The following is an 18,968-nucleotide window of genomic DNA, read 5'->3' as shown; positions in this document are numbered from 1 at the left end:
TTATCGTCATTCCCGCGCAGGCGGGAATCCAGAAGCCCCTAGTTTTCTAGATTCCCGCCTTCGCGGGAATGACGAGAAATCAGCTATTGCGCTCCGCCAGCACCCCGATCAGGAAGAAACCCACCAGCAGCATCGGCGCCAGGGTGTAGTTGTTGAAGTAGCCGAGGCCCTTGGCCAGCCAGGGGGTGAGAAAGGTCACGGCGAGGCCGTAACCGATCACGCAGGCCGCGACGAAGATCAGGGTGCGCAGGATGAAGTTGAGGTGGCCGATCTTGCTCTGTACCCAGGCGTTGATGCCTGGTCCAAGCAGCACCAGCAGGGTGACCATCACGGCCAGGGAAATATCGTAGAGATGGCCGCGGCACCAGCGCGAGGCGGTGGCGATCAGGTCGAGTATGAGGTCCATGCAGGCTCCTTGCTGTTGGGCTCCGATTGGAGACCCGGCTCGGGCGTGAGTTCAGTGGCCCGAGAAACGAAGCGGCATAGCCTACCGGAATCGACCGATGCAGTGTCAGTCCAGAAACAGTTGCAGCAGATCGTTGAGAAACAGTTGGCCTTCACGGGTTGCCGCCAGGCGCTGCGGATCGGTGTGCAGCAGCTTGCGTGATTCGGCCAGCTTGCGGCCCTCGCCCAGGGCTTGCAGGGGCAGGCCGGTGCGCCGGCTGAACTGCTCGGCGGCAACGCCATCGGTCAGGCGTAGGACGTTGATCAGGTACTCGAACGGCAGCTCTCCGGCTTCGAGCAGGCGTTCGCCGGCCTCGAAGGGCTTGCCTGGGTCGAGGTAGTCCTTGGGCAGGCGGGTCTTCCAGGTGCGCACGATGCGGCCCGATGGATCGCTGAGCTTGGCGTGGGCGCCGGCACCAATGCCGAGGAAGTCGCCGAAGGTCCAGTAGTTGAGGTTGTGCCGGGCACGGCGGTTCGCCTGGGCGTAAGCCGAGACTTCATACTGGGCGTAGCCTTCGGCGGCAAGCAGGGCCTGGCCGGCTTCCTGGATGTCCCACAGCAGGTCGTCTTCGGGTAGCACCGGCGGTTGGCTCCAGAACACCGTGTTCGGCTCCATCGTCAGTTGGTACCAGGACAGGTGCGTGGGTTGCTGGGCGATGGCCGTGCGCAGGTCGAACAGCGCATCTTCGATGGTCTGATCCGGCAAGCCGTGCATCAGGTCCAGGTTGAAATTGTCGAAGCCCGCCGCCCGCGCCATGTCGGCGGCGCGGATCGCCTCGGCGCCGTCGTGGATACGGCCGAGTGCCTTGAGCTTTTCAGGCTGGAAGCTCTGTACGCCGATGGACAGGCGATTGATACCCAGCGAGCGATAGTCACGGAACTTGGCCTGCTCGAAGGTGCCGGGGTTGGCTTCCAGGGTTATTTCGATATCGTTGGCGAACGGTACGCGCTGCTCCACGCCTTCGAGCAATCGCCCCAGTGCCTTGGCCGAGAACAGGCTGGGCGTGCCGCCGCCGAAGAAAATCGAGCTCAGCGGGCGGCCGTGGACATGACGCAGGTCGGCGTCAAGGTCAGCCAGCAGCGCATCGACATAAGCTTCTTCCGGCAGAATCGGCCCGGCGGCGTGGGAATTGAAATCGCAGTACGGGCATTTGCGCACGCACCATGGAATGTGGATGTAGGCCGCGAGAGGTGGGAGCTCGAAGCGGGAAGCTTGAAGCTCGAAACCATCCGCTTCCTGCTTGGGGCTCTTGGTTTTCATAGGTCTATGTTGTCAGTGCTGCGCTTTTAGTGAGTCAGATAGCCAACGTGGCGAGCGGACTGCTTTGAGGCCAAGTAGGTCGATCTTCGCCGAGTGTACGAAATCCGTAGGAACGTGCGGGGACGCCTGGTCCGTGCGCGCGATCGCGGGCATGGCCCGCTCCTGCAGTTGGTAGGGCGGACAACGCGAAGCTTGTCCACCGCGCTACGGATGGTGGACAAAAAGAGCGTTGTCCACCCTACGAATACGCATAGCTATTTCGTCCAGCCTCCAGCGCGTTTGTCGATCATTCCCACGCGGACGGTTCGGCGCCTCGACGTGGGAATGATCATGCAATCCCCAATCTTTGCTTGAGCAGGGCCATGGCGCGGGCGCGGTGGCTGAGCTGGTTCTTCTCGGCGGCTGGCAGCTCGGCGCTGGAGCAACCGCGCTCCGACACCCAGAACAGTGGGTCGTAGCCGAACCCTTCCACGCCACGGGCTTCGTGCAGGATGCTGCCCGGCCAGAGGCCCTCACAGATGATCGGCAGCGGATCGTCGGCATGCCGTACCAACACCAGGGCACAGACGAACTGGGCGCCGCGCTGCTCATCGGTGACGTCCTTGAGGGCGTCGAGCAGCTTGGCATTGTTCGCCGCATCGCCCTGGCCATCCGCATAGCGGGCCGAATAGATGCCCGGCGCGCCGCCGAGGAAATCGACCGCCAGGCCCGAGTCGTCGGCCAGTGCCGGCAGTCCGGAAATGCGTGCGGCATTACGCGCCTTGAGAAGGGCGTTCTCGACGAACGACAGGCCGGTTTCCTCCGGCTCCACGGCCGAGAACTCGCCGATCGAGCGCACACGTACGGCGTCGCCGAGCATGGCCTGGAGTTCCTTGAGTTTGCCGGCGTTGTGGCTGGCGAGTACGAGTTCTTGGAAGGGCATCATTCGTCCGGAAACACTTCCTGGGTGAAGCTGACGCGGTTGGGCACTGCGCCGCCGCTCTGCACGTCCAGGTCGAAGGTCAGCGTGTCACGCTGGGTGATGGGGAATTCGGCGATGTACGACACGGTGCCATTGTCCAGCACCTGGCGGAACTGCAAGGGCGTGCGCTTGCCGAGCAGGTCGCGGGTTTCGCCGCTGACCTGCACGGGCGTCGACTTGCCGGCCTTGAGCGGGGTGAGGTTGACCACGCCGACATTCTTGCCGCGGGTCAGCCCCGCGTCAGCGGCCACATCGGCTTGCAGGAAGCTGGCGTTGAACACGTTGTAATGCACGTCGAGGTCGCCGAAGGTCTGTTTGCGCTCGGCCAGCGCCGGCAAGGCGAATAGCAGCGACAGGCAGAGCAGGGCGGTGCGCAACATGACGTTCTCCTCAGACGGCGACGCGGTGATCGGCCAGGCCCGGACCACTGATCCGGTAGATACCGATTTCACCCATCAGGTTAGGCCATAGCCGGCTGCCGAGATTGTGTCGGTGCTCATGGTCGACGGCCAGCCGCTCTTCGATCCTGGCGCCCTGCTCATGGCACAGGCGCTCGAAGTCTTCGAAGGTGCAGAAGTGGATGTTCGGCGTGTTGAACCAGGTGTAGGGCAGGAAGTCCGACACCGGCATGCGGCCGTTGCGTGCCAGGTACCAGCGGCAGCGCCAGTGGCCGAAGTTGGGGAAGGTGATGATGCAGGTGCGCCCGACCCGGAGCATTTCCGCCAGGACCTTGTCCGGGAAGTGCAGGGCCTGCAGCGACTGGGTCATGACCACCACGTCGAAGCTGTTGCTGGCGAAGTTGCCGAGTCCGAGGTCGAGGTCCTGCTCGATGACGTTGACCCCACGCTCGATGCAGCGGGCGATCTTGTCCGGGTCGATTTCCAGGCCGTAGCCGCTGACCCGCTTGTGCTCGCCCAGCCAGGCCAGCAGTTCGCCGTCGCCGCAGCCGAGGTCGAGGACGCGGGCGCCGGTGGGAATCCACTCTTGGATGATGTCCAGATCGGCTCGCATGGTTACACCGCAATCCTGTTCATGTAGGCGCTGAAGGCGTGCAGGTAGCGCGGCACCGGGATGAGGAAGGCGTCGTGGCCCTGGGGCGCGTCGATCTCCAGGTAGGAGACGTTTTTCTTCGCCGCGATCAGGGCGGTGACGATTTCCTTCGAGCGTGCCGGCGAGAAGCGCCAGTCGGTGGTGAAGGACATCAGGCAGAAGTCCGCCTTGGCCACCGCCAGGGTCTTGGCCAGGTCGCCGCCGTGGGCCTTGGCCGGGTCGAAGTAGTCGAGGGCCTTGGTCATCAGCAGGTAGGTGTTGGCGTCGAAGCGGCCGGAAAACTCCTCGCCCTGGTAGCGCAGGTAGCTCTCGACCTGGAATTCGACGCTGTTGAAGTCGTAGGCCAGCTTGTCGGCCTTGAGGTCACGGCCGAATTTCTCGCCCATGGCCTCGTCGGACAGGTAGGTGATATGACCGACCATGCGCGCCAGCATCAGGCCGCGCTTGGGCACCACGCCATGTTCCTGGAAGTGGCCGCCGTGGAAGTCCGGATCGGTGAGGATCGCCTGCCGGGCGACTTCGTTGAAGGCGATGTTCTCCGCCGACAGCACCGGGGCACTGGCGATGGCCACGCAATGACGGATGCGCTCGGGGTAACTGATCGACCACTGCAGCGCTTGCATGCCGCCGAGGCTGCCGCCGACTACCGCGGCCCATTGCTGGATGCCGAGCAGGTCGGCCAGGCGCGCCTGGCTGTGCACCCAGTCTTCCACGGTCATCATCGGGAAGTCGGCGCCGAACACTTTGCCCGTGGCCGGGTTGCTGCTCGCCGGGCCGGTACTGCCGTTGCAGCCGCCCAGGTTGTTCAGGGCGACGACGAAGAACCTGCGGGTGTCGATCGGTTTGCCGGGGCCGATGCAACTGTCCCACCAGCCGGGCTTGCGCTCATCGGCGCTGTGATAACCGGCGGCATGATGATGGCCGGACAGGGCATGGCAGATCAGCACGGCATTGCTGCGCGTGGCGTTCAGTTCGCCGTAGGTCTCGTAGACCAGGTCGTACTGGTCCAGCGTGCGGCCGCAGGCCAGCAACAGAGGTTCGGAGAAATGGGCGGTCTGTGGCGCGACCAGACCGACGGAGTCTTCGGGGAAGGCAGTCGACATCGAGCCTGCTCAGGAAACGAGAAAGTGCGCCAGTCTAAAGAGCGTGGCAGGTAGCGGCAAGCAGTAGCAGGGCGGGGCTGCACGCTGACCGGAAGAAAAAGCCTGCCGTCGTGGCGATAAACGCCTCAGGCCTCAAGTTTTCGACTTGCGCTGGCCCCCGGCAGGGCGACCACCTTGCCCTGGCGTTGAATCGGTGCGGGGAGGCGCAGTGACCGGAGCAGGTCGCTGGCGACGGCCAGCTGTTTCTCGAGTTCCTCTATATAGCGCGTCAGTTGTTGGCCGCGCTGGCGCGTCTGCTGGGTGTCCTGGGCCAGGGACTTCAGGCGCAGCATGTGGGTTTCCAGCAGTTGCTTGTGTTCCAGGGTGTTCTGCATCAGCGGCAGCAGCGCATCGCTGGCCCATTGCTCGGCGTCACGGCGCAGGCGCTGGTGCAGGCCGATGACTTCCTGGACCAGGGTCGAGAAGAAACGCCGGCTGAGGATCTTCTGTTCGGTGAGCAGGGTCTTCAGGTGCAGGCGGAACTGGTCGGCCTTGTCCCGCAGGTTCTTCACTTCGCGCTGGTAGCGCTGGCTGTTGAACTGTGGCGCATCGACGCCCTGCAGCGGGTTTTCCTGATTGTGCCGCTGGTAGATGGCGGCAACCATGCGATTGGCCGTCTCCGCTTCCTGCACCAGGCTGTGCAGGTCGTTTTCCACCGACTCGAAGAACTGCTGGATGGTCTGGTTGATGCCCAGGGTGGTCCAACTGCCGGTGAGTCCTTTGCGCAGGTGGGCCAGGTGCCGTTCGAGGCTTTCCGGGCGCACGGCGGCGCGCAGCAGGTCGCCCTGGCGCTTGAGCAGGCGCTGGTTGGTCTTCAGGTTGAGCAGGCGCTTGTGGTGCAGCGTGTGGTCTTCCTTGGTCTTGGCGGTCAGCTCGAACAGTAGCTGGCCATTGTCCATCTGCTGGCTGGTGAGCAGGATCTGCTGCTCCAGCACTTTTTCCAGACGCAGCTTGAGTACCTGCTGGCTGTTGTTGAGCAGGGCCAGGACCTGGTTGACCACGCGGTCTTCGATCAGGCGTTCCTTTTGCGCGACGATACGCTCGCAGAGCAGGGCCTCCAGGTCGGCCAACTGACTGCGGCGCAGCAGCCCGTCGTCCTGGCGCACCTTGGCCAGCATCGCCTGCTTGGCCGACAGCGGCAGCACGTCCTCGACGTCCAGGCCGAGCTGGCGCGCGGTGTCCTGGCGCACCTGCTGGATCGCCTGGCTCACGAACGCCTCGCCCGCGAGGTCGTCCCACAGCACGTCGATCTTGTTCAGGACGGCGAACAGGCTGGATTGGGTGTCTTCGTCGAGCTGGCGGATGTGCTGTTGCCAGATGGCCATGTCGCTGGCGGTCACGCCGGTGTCCGCGGCCAGCAGCAGGATGACCGCCTGGGCGCTGGGCAGCATCGACAGGGTCAGTTCCGGTTCGCTGCCCAGAGCGTTGAGCCCGGGCGTATCGAGAATGCGCAGGCCCTGGCGCAGCAGCGGGTGGTCGATGTTGACCATGGCGTGACGCCAGGCCGGCACCAGCACCAGGCCGGGTTTGCCGGCGCTTTCCAGTTGATCCGGGTGGAAGCCGAGCTGGATCGCGTGCTCGACTGGCATCGCCTTGGTCTTGGCGACCTGGGCGAAGGCCTGGACCATGTTGTCCGGGTCGCTGACGTCCAGCGGGATGTTCACCCAGTGCTTGGGGATGCGCTTGAACTGCGCGACGCTGGCCGAAGCCGTGCGGGTCTCGATGGGCAGCAGGCGGATGTAGGAGCGCTCCGAGCGCGGGTCGAAGAACAGCTCGGTGGGGCACATGGTGGTGCGTCCGGCCTGGGACGGCAGCATGCGCTGGCCGTATTCGGAGAAGAACAGGCTGTTGATCAGTTCGGTCTTGCCGCGGGAGAACTCGCCGACGAAGGCCAGGGTGATGTGGTCGGTGCGCAACAGGTGCAGGGCACGGTCCAGGCGTTTCTCCATGGCATCGGAGCCCAGCCGGTTGGTCGCCAGCCAGGTGCGGTAGCGGGTGATGTCACGCACCAGCTCGCGCTTCCACGCGACGTAGGCATCGACCTGCTGACTGAGACGTTCCATGCTCATTCGTGGGTTCCTCCGGGGGCTTGTGCATCCTGCCTGACGTGGCCGACTGCCTGCGCGAACGGCGCCACGCTGAACGTGGGGTCAAAGCATTATGCGTAGCGCCGGGAAGGCGTCAATCGGCCGCAGGCAAATGCTGGCGTGTGGTCGATCGACGTGCCCGAACGGTCGAGTGAGCCTGGCCGCGTGCAGCCAGGCCGGTGGTTCAGACGAACGGAGCGAGGAGTTGCGGCATCTGGCTCATCTGCGCCAGGTTGCCAATTATGAAACGGTCGATCAGGTGCAGGGCCATGAAGGCGAAGATCGGCGAGATATCCAGGCCGCCCAGGTTGGGGATCAGGCGACGGAACGGTGCCAGCACCGGCTCGCAGATCTGATTGACCAGTTGCGCGCCAGGGTTGTAGCTGCCCGGCGCGACCCAGGACAGGATCACGCTGATGATCATGGCGAAGAAGAAAATCTTCAGGAATAGCGAAGTCAGCGCGATGACCGCCCAGACCAGCAGGATGCCGCCAACGCTGAGCGGGTTGACGCCGGCGATCAGCAGCACCACCGCCATCAACAGCAGTTGCACGATCAGCGCCAACACCAGCGAGGCCAGGTCGAGGCCGGCGAAGCCGGGAATGATCTTGCGCAAGGGCTTGAGCAGTGGCTGGGTGGCCTTGACCGTGAACTGGCTGAGTGGATTGTAGAAGTCGGCACGTACCAGTTGCAGGATGAAGCGCAGCAGTACCACCAGCAGATACAGGCTGCCCAGGGTCTGGATGATGTAGACGAGGGCTTCGATGAGTCCGGACATGGAGTCTCCTTATTGACCCAGTTGTGCGGCGAGTTCGGCCGAGCGATTGGCTGCGGCATCGAGGGCTTGCTGGACCAGGGCTGCGAAGCCGCCGGCCTGGAAGGCGTTGATCGCCGCTTCGGTGGTGCCGTTCGGCGAGGTCACGCGGCGGCGCAGTTCGGCGGCATCGACCTCGCTTTCGCTGGCCATGCGTGCGGCGCCAAGGGCGGTCTGGGCCGTCAGTTGCGCTGCGATTTCACGAGGCAGCCCGAGTTTCTCTCCGGCGGCGGTCATCGCTTCGATGAGCAGGAAGAAGTATGCCGGGCCGCTGCCGGATACGGCGGTGACCGCGTCGATCAGGTGTTCTTCGTCCAGCCACAGGGCCAGCCCGACGGCACCGAGCAATTGCTCGGCGATGGCGCGCTGTTCGGCGCTGACCTCGGCGTTGGCGTACAGGCCGCTGGCACCCTGGCGCAGCAGCGCCGGCGTATTGGGCATGCAGCGCACGATGGCGCGCCCGGCGCCGAGCCAGTCGGCCAGGCTGGCACAGGTGATGCCGGCGGCGATGGAGACGACCAGCTGACCGGGGACGAGGCTGGGCGCGAGGGCCAGGCAGACCTGCTTGAGCACCTGGGGCTTGGTCGCCAGGACAATGACGTCGGCACCTTCGACCGCCTGGGCGTTGCTCTCGAACAGCTCGATGCCATGCTCGGCGGCGACCTTCGCCCGCTGCTCGGCGCCGGGATCGCTGGCGCGGATGTGGCTGGCCGCAAACCCTTGGGCGAGCAGGCCGCCGATCAGGCTCGCAGCCATGTTGCCGGCACCGATGAAGGCGATACGTGGGTGGCTCATTTCTGCTTCCTTGGTTTCGGTCGAGGCGGATACGCCGCACTCGCTCAGGTTCATGAATAGTCGCGGGCACCGAACAGCGCGGTGCCGATGCGGACCCAGGTCGCGCCTTCGCCGATGGCCGCTTCCAGGTCATGGCTCATGCCCATCGACAGCGTGTCGAGCTCCAGGCCCAGGCTGTCGCGCAGCTCACGCAGGCGAGCGAAGGCGGCGCGTTGCCTGGCCGGGTCGTCGGTCGGCTCGGGGATTGTCATCAATCCACGCAGCTTCAGGCGTGGCAGTTGTGTTACCGCCTGTGCCAGAGCCGCGAGTTCCTCGGGGGCGCAACCGGACTTGCTGGCCTCGCCACTGACGTTGACCTGCAGGCAGATGTTCAGCGGCGGCAACTCGGCGGGGCGCTGGGCGGCCAGGCGTTCGGCGATCTTCAGCCGGTCGACCGAGTGCACCCAGTCGAAATGCTCGGCGATCGGCTTGGCCTTGTTCGACTGGATGGGGCCGATGAAGTGCCAGGTCAGCGCCAGGTCCGTCAATTCGAGCTGCTTGCCCAGCGCCTCCTGCAAATAGTTCTCGCCGAAGTCCACAAGTCCCGTGGCATGGGCCTCGCGAATGGCCGCGGCGGGCTTGGTCTTGCTCACGGCGAGCAGGCCAATCGTTGAACTGTCACGCCCCGAGGCTTGCGCCGCCTCACGGATACGTGCTCCGACCTTTGCAATATTCTCTGCTATCGTGGACATTACCTGCGCTCTATAGCCCGCCCGTCAGGGGTTCGCGGCATTCTACCCGCTTGCATTCGATTGGGGAGTCCCATGGATATTACCGAGCTGCTGGCCTTCAGTGCCAAGCAAGGCGCGTCGGACCTGCACCTCTCGGCTGGCTTGCCGCCGATGATCCGGGTCGATGGCGATGTTCGTCGCATCAACCTGCCAGCCATGGATCATAAACAGATCCACGCGCTGATCTACGACATCATGAACGACAAGCAACGCAAGGATTACGAAGAGTTCCTCGAGACCGACTTCTCCTTCGAGGTACCCGGCGTCGCGCGTTTCCGGGTCAACGCCTTCAACCAGAATCGCGGCGCTGGCGCGGTGTTCCGGACCATTCCCTCCAAGGTCCTGAGCATGGAAGACCTGGGCATGGGCGATGTGTTCAAGAAGATCACCGACGTGCCGCGTGGCCTGGTGCTGGTGACCGGGCCGACCGGCTCGGGCAAGTCGACCACCCTGGCGGCGATGATCGACCACCTGAACAGCAACAAATACCACCACATCCTCACCATCGAGGACCCGATCGAATTCGTGCACGAGTCGAAGAAGTGCCTGGTCAACCAGCGCGAGGTGCATCGTGATACCCACGGCTTCTCCGAGGCCCTGCGCTCGGCCCTGCGCGAAGACCCGGACATCATCCTGGTCGGCGAGATGCGTGACCTGGAAACCATCCGCCTGGCCCTGACCGCGGCGGAAACCGGGCACCTGGTGTTCGGCACCCTGCACACCACCTCGGCGGCCAAGACCATCGACCGCGTGGTCGATGTGTTCCCGGCGGAAGAGAAATCCATGGTCCGCTCGATGTTGTCCGAGTCGTTGCAGGCGGTCATCTCGCAGACCCTGCTGAAGAAGATCGGCGGTGGCCGGGTTGCGGCGCACGAGATCATGATCGGCACGCCGGCGATCCGGAACCTGATCCGCGAAGACAAGGTCGCGCAGATGTATTCGGCGATCCAGACCGGCGGCTCGATTGGCATGCAGACCCTGGACATGTGCCTGAAAGGGCTGGTGGCCAAGGGCCTGGTCAGCCGCGAACTGGCGCGGGAAAAAGCCAAGACGCCGGAGAACTTCTGACAACAGGTTCTGAGACACGGGTCACGCTCTTCGACAACGCCGCTCGGGCGTGATCAAAAACGGCTGCGGAAGATCGACGAGCACTCGTAGACTCGCCTTCCAAGCCGTTTTTCTTGTATCGGCATACATATAAAGATCATCGGCCACTGCCGTTGAATGGGGCGGGAAAGATGGAATTCGAAAAGCTGTTGCGTCTGATGGTGGAAAAGGGCGGTTCCGACCTGTTCATCACCGCCGGTGTGCCGCCCTCGATGAAGGTCAATGGCAAGATCATGCCGGTGACCAAGGCGGCCATGTCGCCGGAGCAGACCCGCGAGACCGTGCTCGGCGTGATGAACGAGCAGCAGCGTCGCGACTTCGCCGAGAACCACGAGTGCAACTTCGCCATCAGTGCGCGAGGCATTGGCCGTTTCCGCGTCAGCGCCTTCTACCAGCGCAACCTGGTGGGCATGGTGCTGCGGCGCATCGAGACCAACATCCCGACCCTCGATGATCTCAAGTTGCCGGAAATACTGAAGAAACTGGCCATGACCAAGCGTGGCCTGGTGCTGTTCGTCGGTGCCACCGGCACCGGTAAATCGACGTCCCTGGCGGCGATGATCGGCTTTCGCAACAAGAACAGCAGCGGCCACATCATTTCCATCGAGGACCCGATCGAATACATCCACCAGCACCAGAACTGCATCGTTACCCAGCGCGAAGTGGGTATCGACACCGAATCCTTCGAGGTCGCGCTGAAGAACACCCTGCGCCAGGCGCCGGACGTCATCCTGATCGGCGAGGTGCGTACCCGCGAGACCATGGACCACGCCGTGGCCTTCGCCGAGACCGGTCACCTGTGCCTGGCCACCCTGCATGCCAACAACGCCAACCAGGCGCTGGACCGGATCATCAACTTCTTCCCGGCGGACCGGCAGAACCAGGTGTGGATGGATCTGTCCTTGAACCTCAAGGCCATCGTCGCCCAGCAACTGGTGCCGACCCCGGACGGCAAGGGCCGACGCGCGGTGATCGAAGTGTTGATCAACACGCCGCTGGCCGCCGACCTGATCCGCAAGGGCGAGGTGCACGAACTCAAGGCGCTGATGAAACGCTCCACCGAGCAAGGCATGCAGACCTTCGACCAGGCGCTGTACAACCTCTATACCCAGGGCGAGATCACCTACGAGGACGCGCTGCTCTACGCTGACTCGGCGAACGACCTGCGCCTGATGATCAAGCTGGGCTCGGAAACCGATGGCGACCACCTGACCTCCATGAGCCAGGGCCTGAGCCTGGAAATCAGTGAGGACGATCCGGGGCGGCGTTTTCGCTGATAGCGGCTGGCGGTTATAAGCTAAAGCGGACGGACGATCGTTATTCCGTCACTCCCGCGAAGGCGGGACAGCGGCTCCATCGCTGAACAGCGCTCGCGCTGGCTCGAAGGGGAATAACCCAGAAGCGGCTTTTGTCTGGGCTCCCGCCTTCGCGGGAGTGACGGTAAATAATCTCGATGTCCGCTTTGCCTCGCTCCAGTCTTCGGTTCTCTAGGTTGCGCTGGCCAACTGCTTTGCCTGTTTCAGCGCGCCAATCAGGTCCGCCCGGTATTTTTCGCCGTCTTCGCTACTGCGCAGCACTGCCGCCGGGTGTGGCGCCGCCAGAAGCCATCGATCACCGTGGCGCAACGGTTGTTGGCCGTAATCGGCCAGATCAATGCGCTGCGGGTCGTTGACGTTCAATAGCGACGCCAGGGCCGTGCGGCCCAGGGCGACGATGATGCGTGGTCGCACCTCGGCCAGTTCCCGCTCCAGCCAGAAGCGGCAGGCCTCGATCTCTGCCGGCTCGGCGGGCGCATGCAGGCGTGTCCCGGTTCGCTTGCCAACGCCTTGGGCCGTCCATTTGAAGTGCTTCACCGCGTTGGTCAGGTAGATCGACCCGCGTTCCAGCCCGGTCTTGGCAAACGCATGGTCCAGCACCTGGCCCGCCGGCCCCACGAAGGGTCGTCCGGCCAGGTCCTCGAGATCGCCCGGCTGTCCTCCGACCAGCATGATGCGGGCCTGCTGCGGGCCTTCGCCTGCCACCGCGCATGTTGCGTTACGCCATATCCCGCACGCCTGACAACCCTGCAAGGCGGTCGACAGGCCGCGCTTCGGCTGGGCCCGGTCACTGGCGATCAGCACTTCCTTGCCGTTGCGTGCGCCAACGCTGGCCGTTTGGCCAAGGCGCTGCTGGCCGGCCCGTGCCTCGCTCATCATCCGCGAAATGAGCGGACCTTCCGGCAGATGTCGCCAGAAGCGCGTCGGCATATGGCTGCGCATGACCTTCTCGTTCAGGCGCGCGGGGTTGAAGGTGCTGTGGTAGTAGGCTTTCCACAGGTCGCCAGCGGCATCGTCGTTGTCGGTGCGTGCCAGTTCGCGCAGTTCGGGCGGACATGGCTGGTGATAATGCACCTGCTCACCATCGCAATGAGCCGCGCCGGCCGGCGTGGCGATCAGCCAGCGATGCCGGCCCATGCGTGTGATGAAGTGTTCGGCGCCCAGGTCCAGGACCTCGTGGTCCGGTTCGTGCCAGGCGATGAAATCCAGCCCTTCGTGCTGGCAGGGACGAAAACGCAGGAATGCATGCATGTGATGGGCTTCGCGACGCACGGCCTTGATCCGGCGATGCAGTTCGCTGCCATCGATATCACCGGCGAGCATGGCGCTGCGGTCGCCCTCGACCACACGCCAGAGCACGCGGTACAGCAGCGCCCAGCGATCGTCCGCGCGAAAGCGCGCGGCACTGGCCAGTAGTTCGGGAAGTTCCTTGGGAATGTTGAACGTGCGAACCGGCCCAGACGTCTCACCGGCCGATGCCTGGTCGCCGAACAGGTCGGCATTGCCCTGCCAGTGGGCGGCATGGGGTTCGACGCCAGCCAGCAGCAGCCGGCGTGCCTCGTTGCGCCAGTCCGCGAACGAGGTGATCACCACAGGGCCATCTGTGCCGGCTGGTCGCTGAGCTGGCGACGCAGCGCGCTGGATTCCAGAGTGGCCTGGCGCGGCCGGTAATCGTGGGTGACGATGAATGGCTTGGCTTTTTCCATGGCGCAGCGCAGGCGTACCACGTCGGCATAGCGGATGCGTCGTTCACGACGCAGCTCGACCAGGCGCTTGGCACTGAGCACGCCGATGCCTGGCACGCGGGCGATCATCGCCGCTTCTGCGGTGTTCAGGTCGAGGGGGAATTGCGCCCGGTTGGCCAGTGCCCAGGCCAGTTTGGGATCGATATCCAGTGCCAGGTTGCCGGGTGTGGCGATCAGTTCCTGCACGCTGAAACCATAGCCGCGCAGGAGAAAGTCAGCCTGGTACAGGCGGTGTTCGCGCAACAGTGGCGGGGCTTCAAAGGGGACTGTCTTCGGGCTCTGCGGGATCGGGCTGAAGGCCGAGTAGTAGACCCGTTTGAGCTTGTAGGCGCCATACAGCGTCTGGGCGGTGTCGAGGATGGTGCGGTCGTCGGTGGCATCGGCGCCGACGATCATTTGCGTGCTCTGCCCGGCCGGTGCGAAGGCCGGTGCGCGCTTTTCCGCCGTGGCTTCTTCGACACCGAGGCGGATGGTGCCCATGGCTTTCTTGATCGGGGCGACGCTCTTCTCCGGCGCCAGGCGGATCAGGCTGCTCTCGGTGGGCAGCTCGATATTGACGCTGAGGCGATCCGCATAAAGTCCGGCTTCGGCGATCAGCTCCGGCGAGGCATCGGGAATCGTCTTGAGGTGGATGTAGCCACGGAACTGGTGTTCCTCGCGCAGCAGCTTCGCCACGCGGATCAATTGTTCCATGGTGTAGTCAGAAGAACGGATGATCCCTGAGCTGAGGAACAGGCCGCTGATGCAGTTGCGCCGATAGAAATCCAGGGTCAGGGCGACCACTTCTTCCGGGGTGAAACGCGCACGCGGTACGTCGCTGGAGCGACGGTTGACGCAGTACTGGCAGTCGTACAGGCAGAAGTTGGTCAGCAGGATCTTCAGCAAGGCCACGCAGCGGCCGTCCGGGGTGAAGCTGTGGCAGATGCCCATGCCGTTGGTGGCGCCGATGCCATCCTTGCCCGCCGACGAGCGCCTGGGCGCGGCGCTGCTGGCGCAGGACACATCGTACTTGGCGGCATCGGCCAGTACGGTTAGCTTGTCGATGAGCTCCATGGGGATGATCTTTACTGTATTTATATACAGTATCTGGATCGCCGTTCCATGATGCAAGCGAGCCGCCTACCTATCGTCGGCCAGGAGTGTTTCATGCAGCAGAAAGACACGCACAGCAAGGCCATTGGCTACTTGCTGTGGATATTCGGTTTCCTCGGTGCCCATCGCTTCTATTACGGCAAGCCAGTCACGGGCACGATCTGGCTCTTCACCCTGGGCCTGCTGTTCATCGGCTGGATCATCGACCTGTTCCTGATCCCGTCGATGGATCGCGAGGCGGACCTGCGCTTCAACGACGGCCCCCTGGACTACAACCTCGCCTGGATTCTGCTGACCTTCCTCGGGGTGTTCGGCGTGCACCGCATGTACCTGGGCAAGTGGGTCACCGGTCTTATCTACCTGGTCACTGGCGGGTTGTTCTTCGTCGGCGTGATCTATGACTTCTGGACGCTGAACGGGCAGATCTCCGAGCGCAACGTGCCGCAGAGGGTCTAGACCGGACAGCAGCCGCAAGAGAGGAGCTAGAGCGCTCCTTGGTTCGCAACTTGCGGCTGCTGCCGTCGAACCGTCAGCCCTCGAAGCTCACCCGACCGTCGACCAGCGTGTAGCGCACCTTGCCAGGCAGGCAATGGCCGATGAAGGGGCTGTTGTTGCCTTTCGAGAACCAGGTTTCTCCCGCCAGGGTCTGGCTCTGCGCATCGAACAGCAGCAGGTCGGCCGGCGCGCCGACGGCCAGGCGTCCAGCCGGTAGCCGCAGGGCCTTGGCCGGGCCGCTGGTGAGGCGGGCAAGCAGGCTCGGCAAGTCGAGCAGGCCGTCCTGGACCAGGGTCATGGCCAGCGGCAGCAGTAGCTCGACGCTGCTCATGCCCGGTTCGGTGGCGCCGAACGGTGCCAGCTTGGCGTCCGGCTCGTGGGGCTGGTGGTGGCTGGCGATGGCGCCGATCACACCGCTCTTGACCGCCTGGCGCAGGCCTTCGCGGTCGGCCGCGGTACGCAGTGGCGGCTGCACGTGGTACTGGCTGGAGAAGCCCAGCAGCGCCTCGTCGGTGAGGATCAACTGGTACATCGCCACGTCGGCGGTCACCGGCAGGCCACGGGCCTGGGCGTCGGCGATCATCTGCGCGCCACGGGCACTGGTCAGTTGCGAGAAGTGCGCGCGCACGCCGCTCTGCTCGACCAGCAACAGATCGCGGGCCAGGGCCACGGTTTCGGCGCTCTCTGGAATGCCTGCCAGACCGAGAATGCTGGCAGTCGGGCCTTCGTGGGCCAGGCCGCCATCGGCGAGGTCGGCGTCCTGGGAGTGGAAGATCACCGTCAGGTCGAAGGTCGCGGCATAGTCCAGCGCGCGACGCAGGGTGCGGTTGTTGGCCATCGGCGCCAGGCCGTTGCTGAAGGCGACGCAGCCGGCATCGCGCAGCGCCACCAGCTCGGCCAGTTGCTCGCCGGCCAGGCTCTTGGTCAGCGCGGCGATGGGGAAGACCTTGGCGCGTCCGGCCTCCTGGGCGCGGTCGAGGATCAGTTCGGCCACGGCGGTGGTGTCCAGCACCGGACGGGTCAGCGGCGGGCAGCACAGGCTGGTCACGCCACCGGCTGCGGCAGCCAGGGTTTCGCTGGCGATACTGCCCTTGCGGCTGTAGCCCGGTTCCCGCAGAGCGACGGAAAGATCGACCAGGCCGGGGCTGGCGATCAGGCCGTGGGCGTCGATTTGCTTCTCGACCTGGAAGTCGGCAGGTGCCTGGTCGAAGGCGACGATCTTGCCGCCGGCCAGGTAGATATCGTGTACCTGGTCAATGCCACTGGCCGGGTCGATGACGCGGGCGCCGAGGATTTTCGTGTGCATCAGTTCTGCTCCTCGGCATCGAGTTGGCGCTGGGTCGCCTGGCCGCTCATGGCCATCGAGAGTACGGCCATGCGTACGGCGATGCCGTAGGTGACCTGGTTGAGAATCACCGAGTGGGCGCCGTCAGCGACTCCCGATTCGATTTCCACGCCACGGTTGATCGGCCCGGGGTGCATGACGATGGCATCCGGCCTGGCGGCCTTGAGGCGCTGCTCGGTGAGGCCGAACAGGCGGTAGAACTCGCCCTCGCTGGGCAGCAGACCGCCGGTCATGCGCTCGCGCTGCAGGCGCAGCATGATCACCACGTCGACGTCCTTGAGGCCTTCGGCGAGGTCGCTGTAGACCTTCACGCCGTATTGCTCGATGCCCACCGGCAGTAGCGTCTTCGGCCCGATCACGCGGATGTCCGGGCAACCCAGGGTCTTCAGCGCCAGCATGTCGGAGCGCGCTACCCGCGAGTGCAGGATATCGCCGACGATGGCCACCGACAGGTTCTCGAAGCCACCCTTGTGGCGGCGGATGGTGAGCATGTCGAGCATGCCCTGGGTCGGGTGCGCGTGGCGGCCGTCGCCACCGTTGATGATCGCCAGGTTCGGGCACACGTGCTCGGCAATGAAGTGCGCGGCGCCGGAGTCGGAGTGGCGCACGACGAAGATGTCGGCGGCCATCGCTTCGAGGTTGCGCAGGGTATCGAACAGCGTCTCGCCCTTGCTGGTCGAGGACGTCGACACGTTGAGGCTGATCACGTCGGCCGAGAGGCGCTGGGCGGCCAGTTCGAAGGTCGTGCGCGTGCGCGTCGAGTTCTCGAAGAACACGTTGCACACGGTACGGCCACGCAGCAGCGGGACCTTTTTCACCGCGCGTGCGCCGACCTCCAGAAAGGAGTCGGCGGTATCGAGGATTTCGGTCAGCAGCTCACGGGGCAGGCCGTCGAGCGAAATGAAGTGGCGCAGCTGACCCTGGTCGTTGAGTTGCAGCGAGCGCTTGGCATCGATAGGCATTGGGGCGGGCCCTTGTAGAGGTCGAGCGGGTAGAGCGGCAGAAGCGTCCGTCAGGACGCGGAAAGCGTCTGCAGTTCGAGATTCAGTGGCGTGGGGCCGGACAATTTTACTCGTTCATTGGCGGCCAGTGCGAGTGTCGCGCCGAGCACGTCGGCATGGATTGGCAACTCGCGGGCGTTCAGGTCGAGCAGGCTGACCAGGGTCACGCTGGCGGGGCGACCGTAGTCGAACAATTCGTTCAGCGCGGCGCGGATGGTGCGGCCGCTCATCAGCACGTCGTCGATCAGCACCAGATGCTGGCCTTCGATCTCGAACGGCAGTTCGGACGGGCGAACCTGTGGGTGCAGGCCGTTCTGGGTGAAGTCGTCGCGGTAGAAGGACACGTCGAGGGTGCCCAGCGGCACGTCCAGGCCAAGTTGTTCGAGCAGGGCCTGGGCCACCCAGACGCCGCCGCTGCGAATGCCGATGAAATGGGGCTGTTCGATACCGCGCTGGTCCAGCGACTGGCGCAGTTCGCGGGCCATGCGTGGCAGCAGTTCGGCGGGGTTGGGCAGGGTCATGCGGGCTCCTGGGGATGTTCCGCCAGCCAGCCTTCGAGCAGCAGGGCGGCAGCCAGGGCGTCCACGGGGCGCTGGTTGTAGCCGTCTCGCTGGCCCTGGGCCAGGCGATGGCCCTTGGCTTCGAAGGTGGTCAGGCGTTCGTCGTGGGTATGGACCGGCAGGTTGTAGCGGCCGTTGAGGCGCCGGGCGAATTTCTCCGCGCGCTCGCTCATCTCGCTGCGGCTGCCGTCCATGTTCAGCGGCAGGCCGACGACGATGGCGTCGGGCTGCCATTCCTTGATCAAGGCTTCGACTTTCTGCCAGTCGGGCACGCCGTTCTGCGCCTTGAGCACGCACAGCTCGCGGGCCTGGCCCGTGATGGTCTGGCCGACCGCGACGCCGATCTGCTTGGTCCCGTAGTCGAAGCCCAGCAACAGGCGGATCATGCGTGACCGGCCTGGGCGGTGAGCAGGTTCAGGTCGATACCCAGTATCGCCGCTGCGGCGCCGAGGCGCTGTTCCTGGGGGATGTCGAACAGCACGCTGGCGCTGGCCGGGCAGGTCAGCCAGGTGTTGTCCGCCAGTTCGGCCTCCAGTTGCCCAGCTTCCCAGCCGGCGTAGCCGAGGGTGATCAGATGGCGTTTGGGGCCGACCCCTTCGGCGATGGCGAACAGCACGTCCTGAGAGGTCGACAGCGACAGCTCGCCGAGCTCCAGGGTCGACTGGAAATGCAGCCCGGTCGGGTGCAGGACGAAGCCGCGATCGGTCTGCACCGGCCCGCCCGTATAGATCGGAACGTCCTGGCAGCGAACCGCTGGCAACTCGTCGGGACGCAACTGCTCCATGACATCGGCCAGGGACAGCTCGCTCGGCCGGTTGATGACCAGGCCCATGGCGCCGTTGCTGCTGTGTTCGATCAGGTAGGTGACGGTGTGCGCGAAATTCGGATCGGCCATGTGCGGCATGGCGATCAGAAAGTGATTCTTCAGGTTGGTCGGCGAGGGGGTTTTCATGCCGGCTAGTTTCGGGGAGCGGGCGGCAAGC

General features: G+C 64.5%; 20 protein-coding genes. 3 read left to right on the top strand and 17 right to left on the bottom strand.

The window, feature by feature from the left end; all coding sequences use genetic code 11:
- Positions 1-79: 79 nt before the first annotated feature.
- The 10 genes from ACSZPK_RS00180 to ACSZPK_RS00135 all read right to left on the bottom strand — a co-directional run bounded on the left by ACSZPK_RS00180 (position 80) and on the right by ACSZPK_RS00135 (position 9,285).
- On the bottom strand, positions 80-406 hold the full coding sequence (locus ACSZPK_RS00180) for a DUF3392 domain-containing protein (RefSeq protein WP_437879385.1): 327 nt from the start codon (positions 404-406) through the stop codon (positions 80-82).
- A 105-nt stretch (positions 407-511) separates the two neighbouring features.
- Complete coding sequence (hemW, locus tag ACSZPK_RS00175) at positions 512-1,705, bottom strand: radical SAM family heme chaperone HemW (RefSeq protein ID WP_437879384.1); 1,194 nt, start codon at positions 1,703-1,705, stop codon at positions 512-514.
- 328 nt (positions 1,706-2,033) lie between these two features.
- Positions 2,034-2,630, bottom strand: coding sequence for an RdgB/HAM1 family non-canonical purine NTP pyrophosphatase (gene rdgB / locus ACSZPK_RS00170; protein ID WP_437879383.1), 597 nt, complete (start codon positions 2,628-2,630; stop codon positions 2,034-2,036).
- Positions 2,627-3,046 carry a DUF4426 domain-containing protein gene (locus ACSZPK_RS00165; RefSeq protein WP_437879382.1) on the bottom strand — a complete coding sequence of 140 codons (420 nt, stop codon included), beginning with the start codon at positions 3,044-3,046 and terminating at the stop codon, positions 2,627-2,629. Before ACSZPK_RS00165 ends, rdgB begins: the two co-directional genes overlap by 4 nt.
- Positions 3,047-3,056: 10 nt before the next feature.
- Positions 3,057-3,677: a methionine biosynthesis protein MetW gene (gene metW, locus ACSZPK_RS00160; RefSeq protein WP_437879381.1), complete on the bottom strand. Its 621-nt coding sequence runs from the start codon at positions 3,675-3,677 to the stop codon at positions 3,057-3,059.
- Between the two features lie 2 nt (positions 3,678-3,679).
- Positions 3,680-4,819, bottom strand: a complete 1,140-nt coding sequence (gene metX / locus ACSZPK_RS00155) for a homoserine O-succinyltransferase MetX (RefSeq protein ID WP_437879380.1) — start codon at positions 4,817-4,819, stop codon at positions 3,680-3,682.
- A gap of 125 nt (positions 4,820-4,944) precedes the next feature.
- The gene (locus ACSZPK_RS00150; protein WP_437879379.1) at positions 4,945-6,927 is read right to left on the bottom strand and encodes a dynamin family protein; all 1,983 of its coding nucleotides are present in this window, start codon (positions 6,925-6,927) and stop codon (positions 4,945-4,947) included.
- 202 nt (positions 6,928-7,129) lie between these two features.
- Positions 7,130-7,723, bottom strand: a complete 594-nt coding sequence (locus ACSZPK_RS00145) for a YggT family protein (protein ID WP_437879378.1) — start codon at positions 7,721-7,723, stop codon at positions 7,130-7,132.
- A gap of 9 nt (positions 7,724-7,732) precedes the next feature.
- Entirely contained in the window at positions 7,733-8,554 is an 822-nt protein-coding gene (proC, locus tag ACSZPK_RS00140) for a pyrroline-5-carboxylate reductase (RefSeq protein WP_437879377.1), read from the bottom strand.
- A gap of 50 nt (positions 8,555-8,604) precedes the next feature.
- Positions 8,605-9,285, bottom strand: coding sequence for a YggS family pyridoxal phosphate-dependent enzyme (locus tag ACSZPK_RS00135; RefSeq protein ID WP_437879376.1), 681 nt, complete (start codon positions 9,283-9,285; stop codon positions 8,605-8,607).
- A 72-nt stretch (positions 9,286-9,357) separates the two neighbouring features.
- Here ACSZPK_RS00135 and ACSZPK_RS00130 point away from each other — a divergent pair, with 72 nt between their 5' ends.
- Both ACSZPK_RS00130 and ACSZPK_RS00125 read left to right on the top strand, forming a co-directional pair.
- Positions 9,358-10,392 (top strand): type IV pilus twitching motility protein PilT, encoded by a 1,035-nt coding sequence (locus ACSZPK_RS00130; RefSeq protein WP_437879375.1) that lies wholly within the window; start codon positions 9,358-9,360, stop codon positions 10,390-10,392.
- Positions 10,393-10,562: 170 nt separating this feature from the next.
- The gene (locus tag ACSZPK_RS00125) at positions 10,563-11,708 is read left to right on the top strand and encodes a PilT/PilU family type 4a pilus ATPase (protein WP_437879374.1); all 1,146 of its coding nucleotides are present in this window, start codon (positions 10,563-10,565) and stop codon (positions 11,706-11,708) included.
- Positions 11,709-11,918: 210 nt separating this feature from the next.
- Here ACSZPK_RS00125 and ACSZPK_RS00120 read toward each other — a convergent pair whose 3' ends face one another.
- Together ACSZPK_RS00120 and ACSZPK_RS00115 are read right to left on the bottom strand one after the other, a co-directional pair.
- Positions 11,919-13,337 carry a UdgX family uracil-DNA binding protein gene (locus ACSZPK_RS00120; protein WP_437879373.1) on the bottom strand — a complete coding sequence of 473 codons (1,419 nt, stop codon included), beginning with the start codon at positions 13,335-13,337 and terminating at the stop codon, positions 11,919-11,921.
- Complete coding sequence (locus ACSZPK_RS00115) at positions 13,334-14,545, bottom strand: putative DNA modification/repair radical SAM protein (RefSeq protein WP_437879372.1); 1,212 nt, start codon at positions 14,543-14,545, stop codon at positions 13,334-13,336. Before ACSZPK_RS00115 ends, ACSZPK_RS00120 begins: the two co-directional genes overlap by 4 nt.
- Before the next feature lie 93 nt (positions 14,546-14,638).
- On the opposite strand from ACSZPK_RS00115, the gene ACSZPK_RS00110 reads away from it, so the two are divergent.
- Positions 14,639-15,040: an NINE protein gene (locus tag ACSZPK_RS00110; RefSeq protein ID WP_437879371.1), complete on the top strand. Its 402-nt coding sequence runs from the start codon at positions 14,639-14,641 to the stop codon at positions 15,038-15,040.
- 73 nt (positions 15,041-15,113) lie between these two features.
- Here the strand turns inward: ACSZPK_RS00110 and ACSZPK_RS00105 are convergent, their stop codons facing one another.
- Genes ACSZPK_RS00105 through ACSZPK_RS00085 form a run of 5 tightly spaced genes read right to left on the bottom strand, consistent with a single transcriptional unit; the run spans position 15,114 to position 18,937 of the window.
- The gene (locus ACSZPK_RS00105; protein ID WP_437879370.1) at positions 15,114-16,385 is read right to left on the bottom strand and encodes a dihydroorotase; all 1,272 of its coding nucleotides are present in this window, start codon (positions 16,383-16,385) and stop codon (positions 15,114-15,116) included.
- Positions 16,385-17,386 (bottom strand): aspartate carbamoyltransferase catalytic subunit, encoded by a 1,002-nt coding sequence (locus ACSZPK_RS00100; protein ID WP_437879369.1) that lies wholly within the window; start codon positions 17,384-17,386, stop codon positions 16,385-16,387. Before ACSZPK_RS00100 ends, ACSZPK_RS00105 begins: the two co-directional genes overlap by 1 nt.
- Positions 17,387-17,436: 50 nt before the next feature.
- Positions 17,437-17,946: a bifunctional pyr operon transcriptional regulator/uracil phosphoribosyltransferase PyrR gene (pyrR, locus tag ACSZPK_RS00095; protein WP_437879368.1), complete on the bottom strand. Its 510-nt coding sequence runs from the start codon at positions 17,944-17,946 to the stop codon at positions 17,437-17,439.
- Positions 17,943-18,371: a Holliday junction resolvase RuvX gene (gene ruvX, locus ACSZPK_RS00090; RefSeq protein WP_437879367.1), complete on the bottom strand. Its 429-nt coding sequence runs from the start codon at positions 18,369-18,371 to the stop codon at positions 17,943-17,945. Before ruvX ends, pyrR begins: the two co-directional genes overlap by 4 nt.
- On the bottom strand, positions 18,368-18,937 hold the full coding sequence (locus tag ACSZPK_RS00085) for a YqgE/AlgH family protein (RefSeq protein ID WP_437879366.1): 570 nt from the start codon (positions 18,935-18,937) through the stop codon (positions 18,368-18,370). The genes ruvX and ACSZPK_RS00085 overlap by 4 nt, the downstream gene beginning before the upstream one ends.
- Positions 18,938-18,968 lie beyond the last annotated feature (31 nt).

The sequence above is a fragment of the Pseudomonas sp. LRF_L74 genome (genome assembly GCF_965644255.1).
Taxonomy (GTDB): domain Bacteria; phylum Pseudomonadota; class Gammaproteobacteria; order Pseudomonadales; family Pseudomonadaceae; genus Aquipseudomonas.
This window is presented reverse-complemented; position numbering and strand designations above follow the sequence as displayed.

What these genes read in the sequence shown, in the direction of transcription:
- pyrR (WP_437879368.1), bottom strand. Translation starts at nt 17,946, where the DNA reads ATGACCCTGCCCAACCCCGCCGAACTGCTGCCACGCATGGCCCGCGAA.
- ruvX (WP_437879367.1), bottom strand. Translation starts at nt 18,371, where the DNA reads ATGATCCGCCTGTTGCTGGGCTTCGACTACGGGACCAAGCAGATCGGC.
- ACSZPK_RS00105 (WP_437879370.1), bottom strand. Translation starts at nt 16,385, where the DNA reads ATGCACACGAAAATCCTCGGCGCCCGCGTCATCGACCCGGCCAGTGGC.
- proC (WP_437879377.1), bottom strand. Translation starts at nt 8,554, where the DNA reads ATGAGCCACCCACGTATCGCCTTCATCGGTGCCGGCAACATGGCTGCG.
- ACSZPK_RS00150 (WP_437879379.1), bottom strand. Translation starts at nt 6,927, where the DNA reads ATGAGCATGGAACGTCTCAGTCAGCAGGTCGATGCCTACGTCGCGTGG.
- ACSZPK_RS00145 (WP_437879378.1), bottom strand. Translation starts at nt 7,723, where the DNA reads ATGTCCGGACTCATCGAAGCCCTCGTCTACATCATCCAGACCCTGGGC.
- ACSZPK_RS00135 (WP_437879376.1), bottom strand. Translation starts at nt 9,285, where the DNA reads ATGTCCACGATAGCAGAGAATATTGCAAAGGTCGGAGCACGTATCCGT.
- ACSZPK_RS00125 (WP_437879374.1), top strand. Translation starts at nt 10,563, where the DNA reads ATGGAATTCGAAAAGCTGTTGCGTCTGATGGTGGAAAAGGGCGGTTCC.
- ACSZPK_RS00165 (WP_437879382.1), bottom strand. Translation starts at nt 3,046, where the DNA reads ATGTTGCGCACCGCCCTGCTCTGCCTGTCGCTGCTATTCGCCTTGCCG.
- hemW (WP_437879384.1), bottom strand. Translation starts at nt 1,705, where the DNA reads ATGAAAACCAAGAGCCCCAAGCAGGAAGCGGATGGTTTCGAGCTTCAA.
- metW (WP_437879381.1), bottom strand. Translation starts at nt 3,677, where the DNA reads ATGCGAGCCGATCTGGACATCATCCAAGAGTGGATTCCCACCGGCGCC.
- ACSZPK_RS00085 (WP_437879366.1), bottom strand. Translation starts at nt 18,937, where the DNA reads ATGAAAACCCCCTCGCCGACCAACCTGAAGAATCACTTTCTGATCGCC.
- rdgB (WP_437879383.1), bottom strand. Translation starts at nt 2,630, where the DNA reads ATGATGCCCTTCCAAGAACTCGTACTCGCCAGCCACAACGCCGGCAAA.
- metX (WP_437879380.1), bottom strand. Translation starts at nt 4,819, where the DNA reads ATGTCGACTGCCTTCCCCGAAGACTCCGTCGGTCTGGTCGCGCCACAG.
- ACSZPK_RS00100 (WP_437879369.1), bottom strand. Translation starts at nt 17,386, where the DNA reads ATGCCTATCGATGCCAAGCGCTCGCTGCAACTCAACGACCAGGGTCAG.
- ACSZPK_RS00130 (WP_437879375.1), top strand. Translation starts at nt 9,358, where the DNA reads ATGGATATTACCGAGCTGCTGGCCTTCAGTGCCAAGCAAGGCGCGTCG.
- ACSZPK_RS00110 (WP_437879371.1), top strand. Translation starts at nt 14,639, where the DNA reads ATGCAGCAGAAAGACACGCACAGCAAGGCCATTGGCTACTTGCTGTGG.
- ACSZPK_RS00115 (WP_437879372.1), bottom strand. Translation starts at nt 14,545, where the DNA reads ATGGAGCTCATCGACAAGCTAACCGTACTGGCCGATGCCGCCAAGTAC.
- ACSZPK_RS00180 (WP_437879385.1), bottom strand. Translation starts at nt 406, where the DNA reads ATGGACCTCATACTCGACCTGATCGCCACCGCCTCGCGCTGGTGCCGC.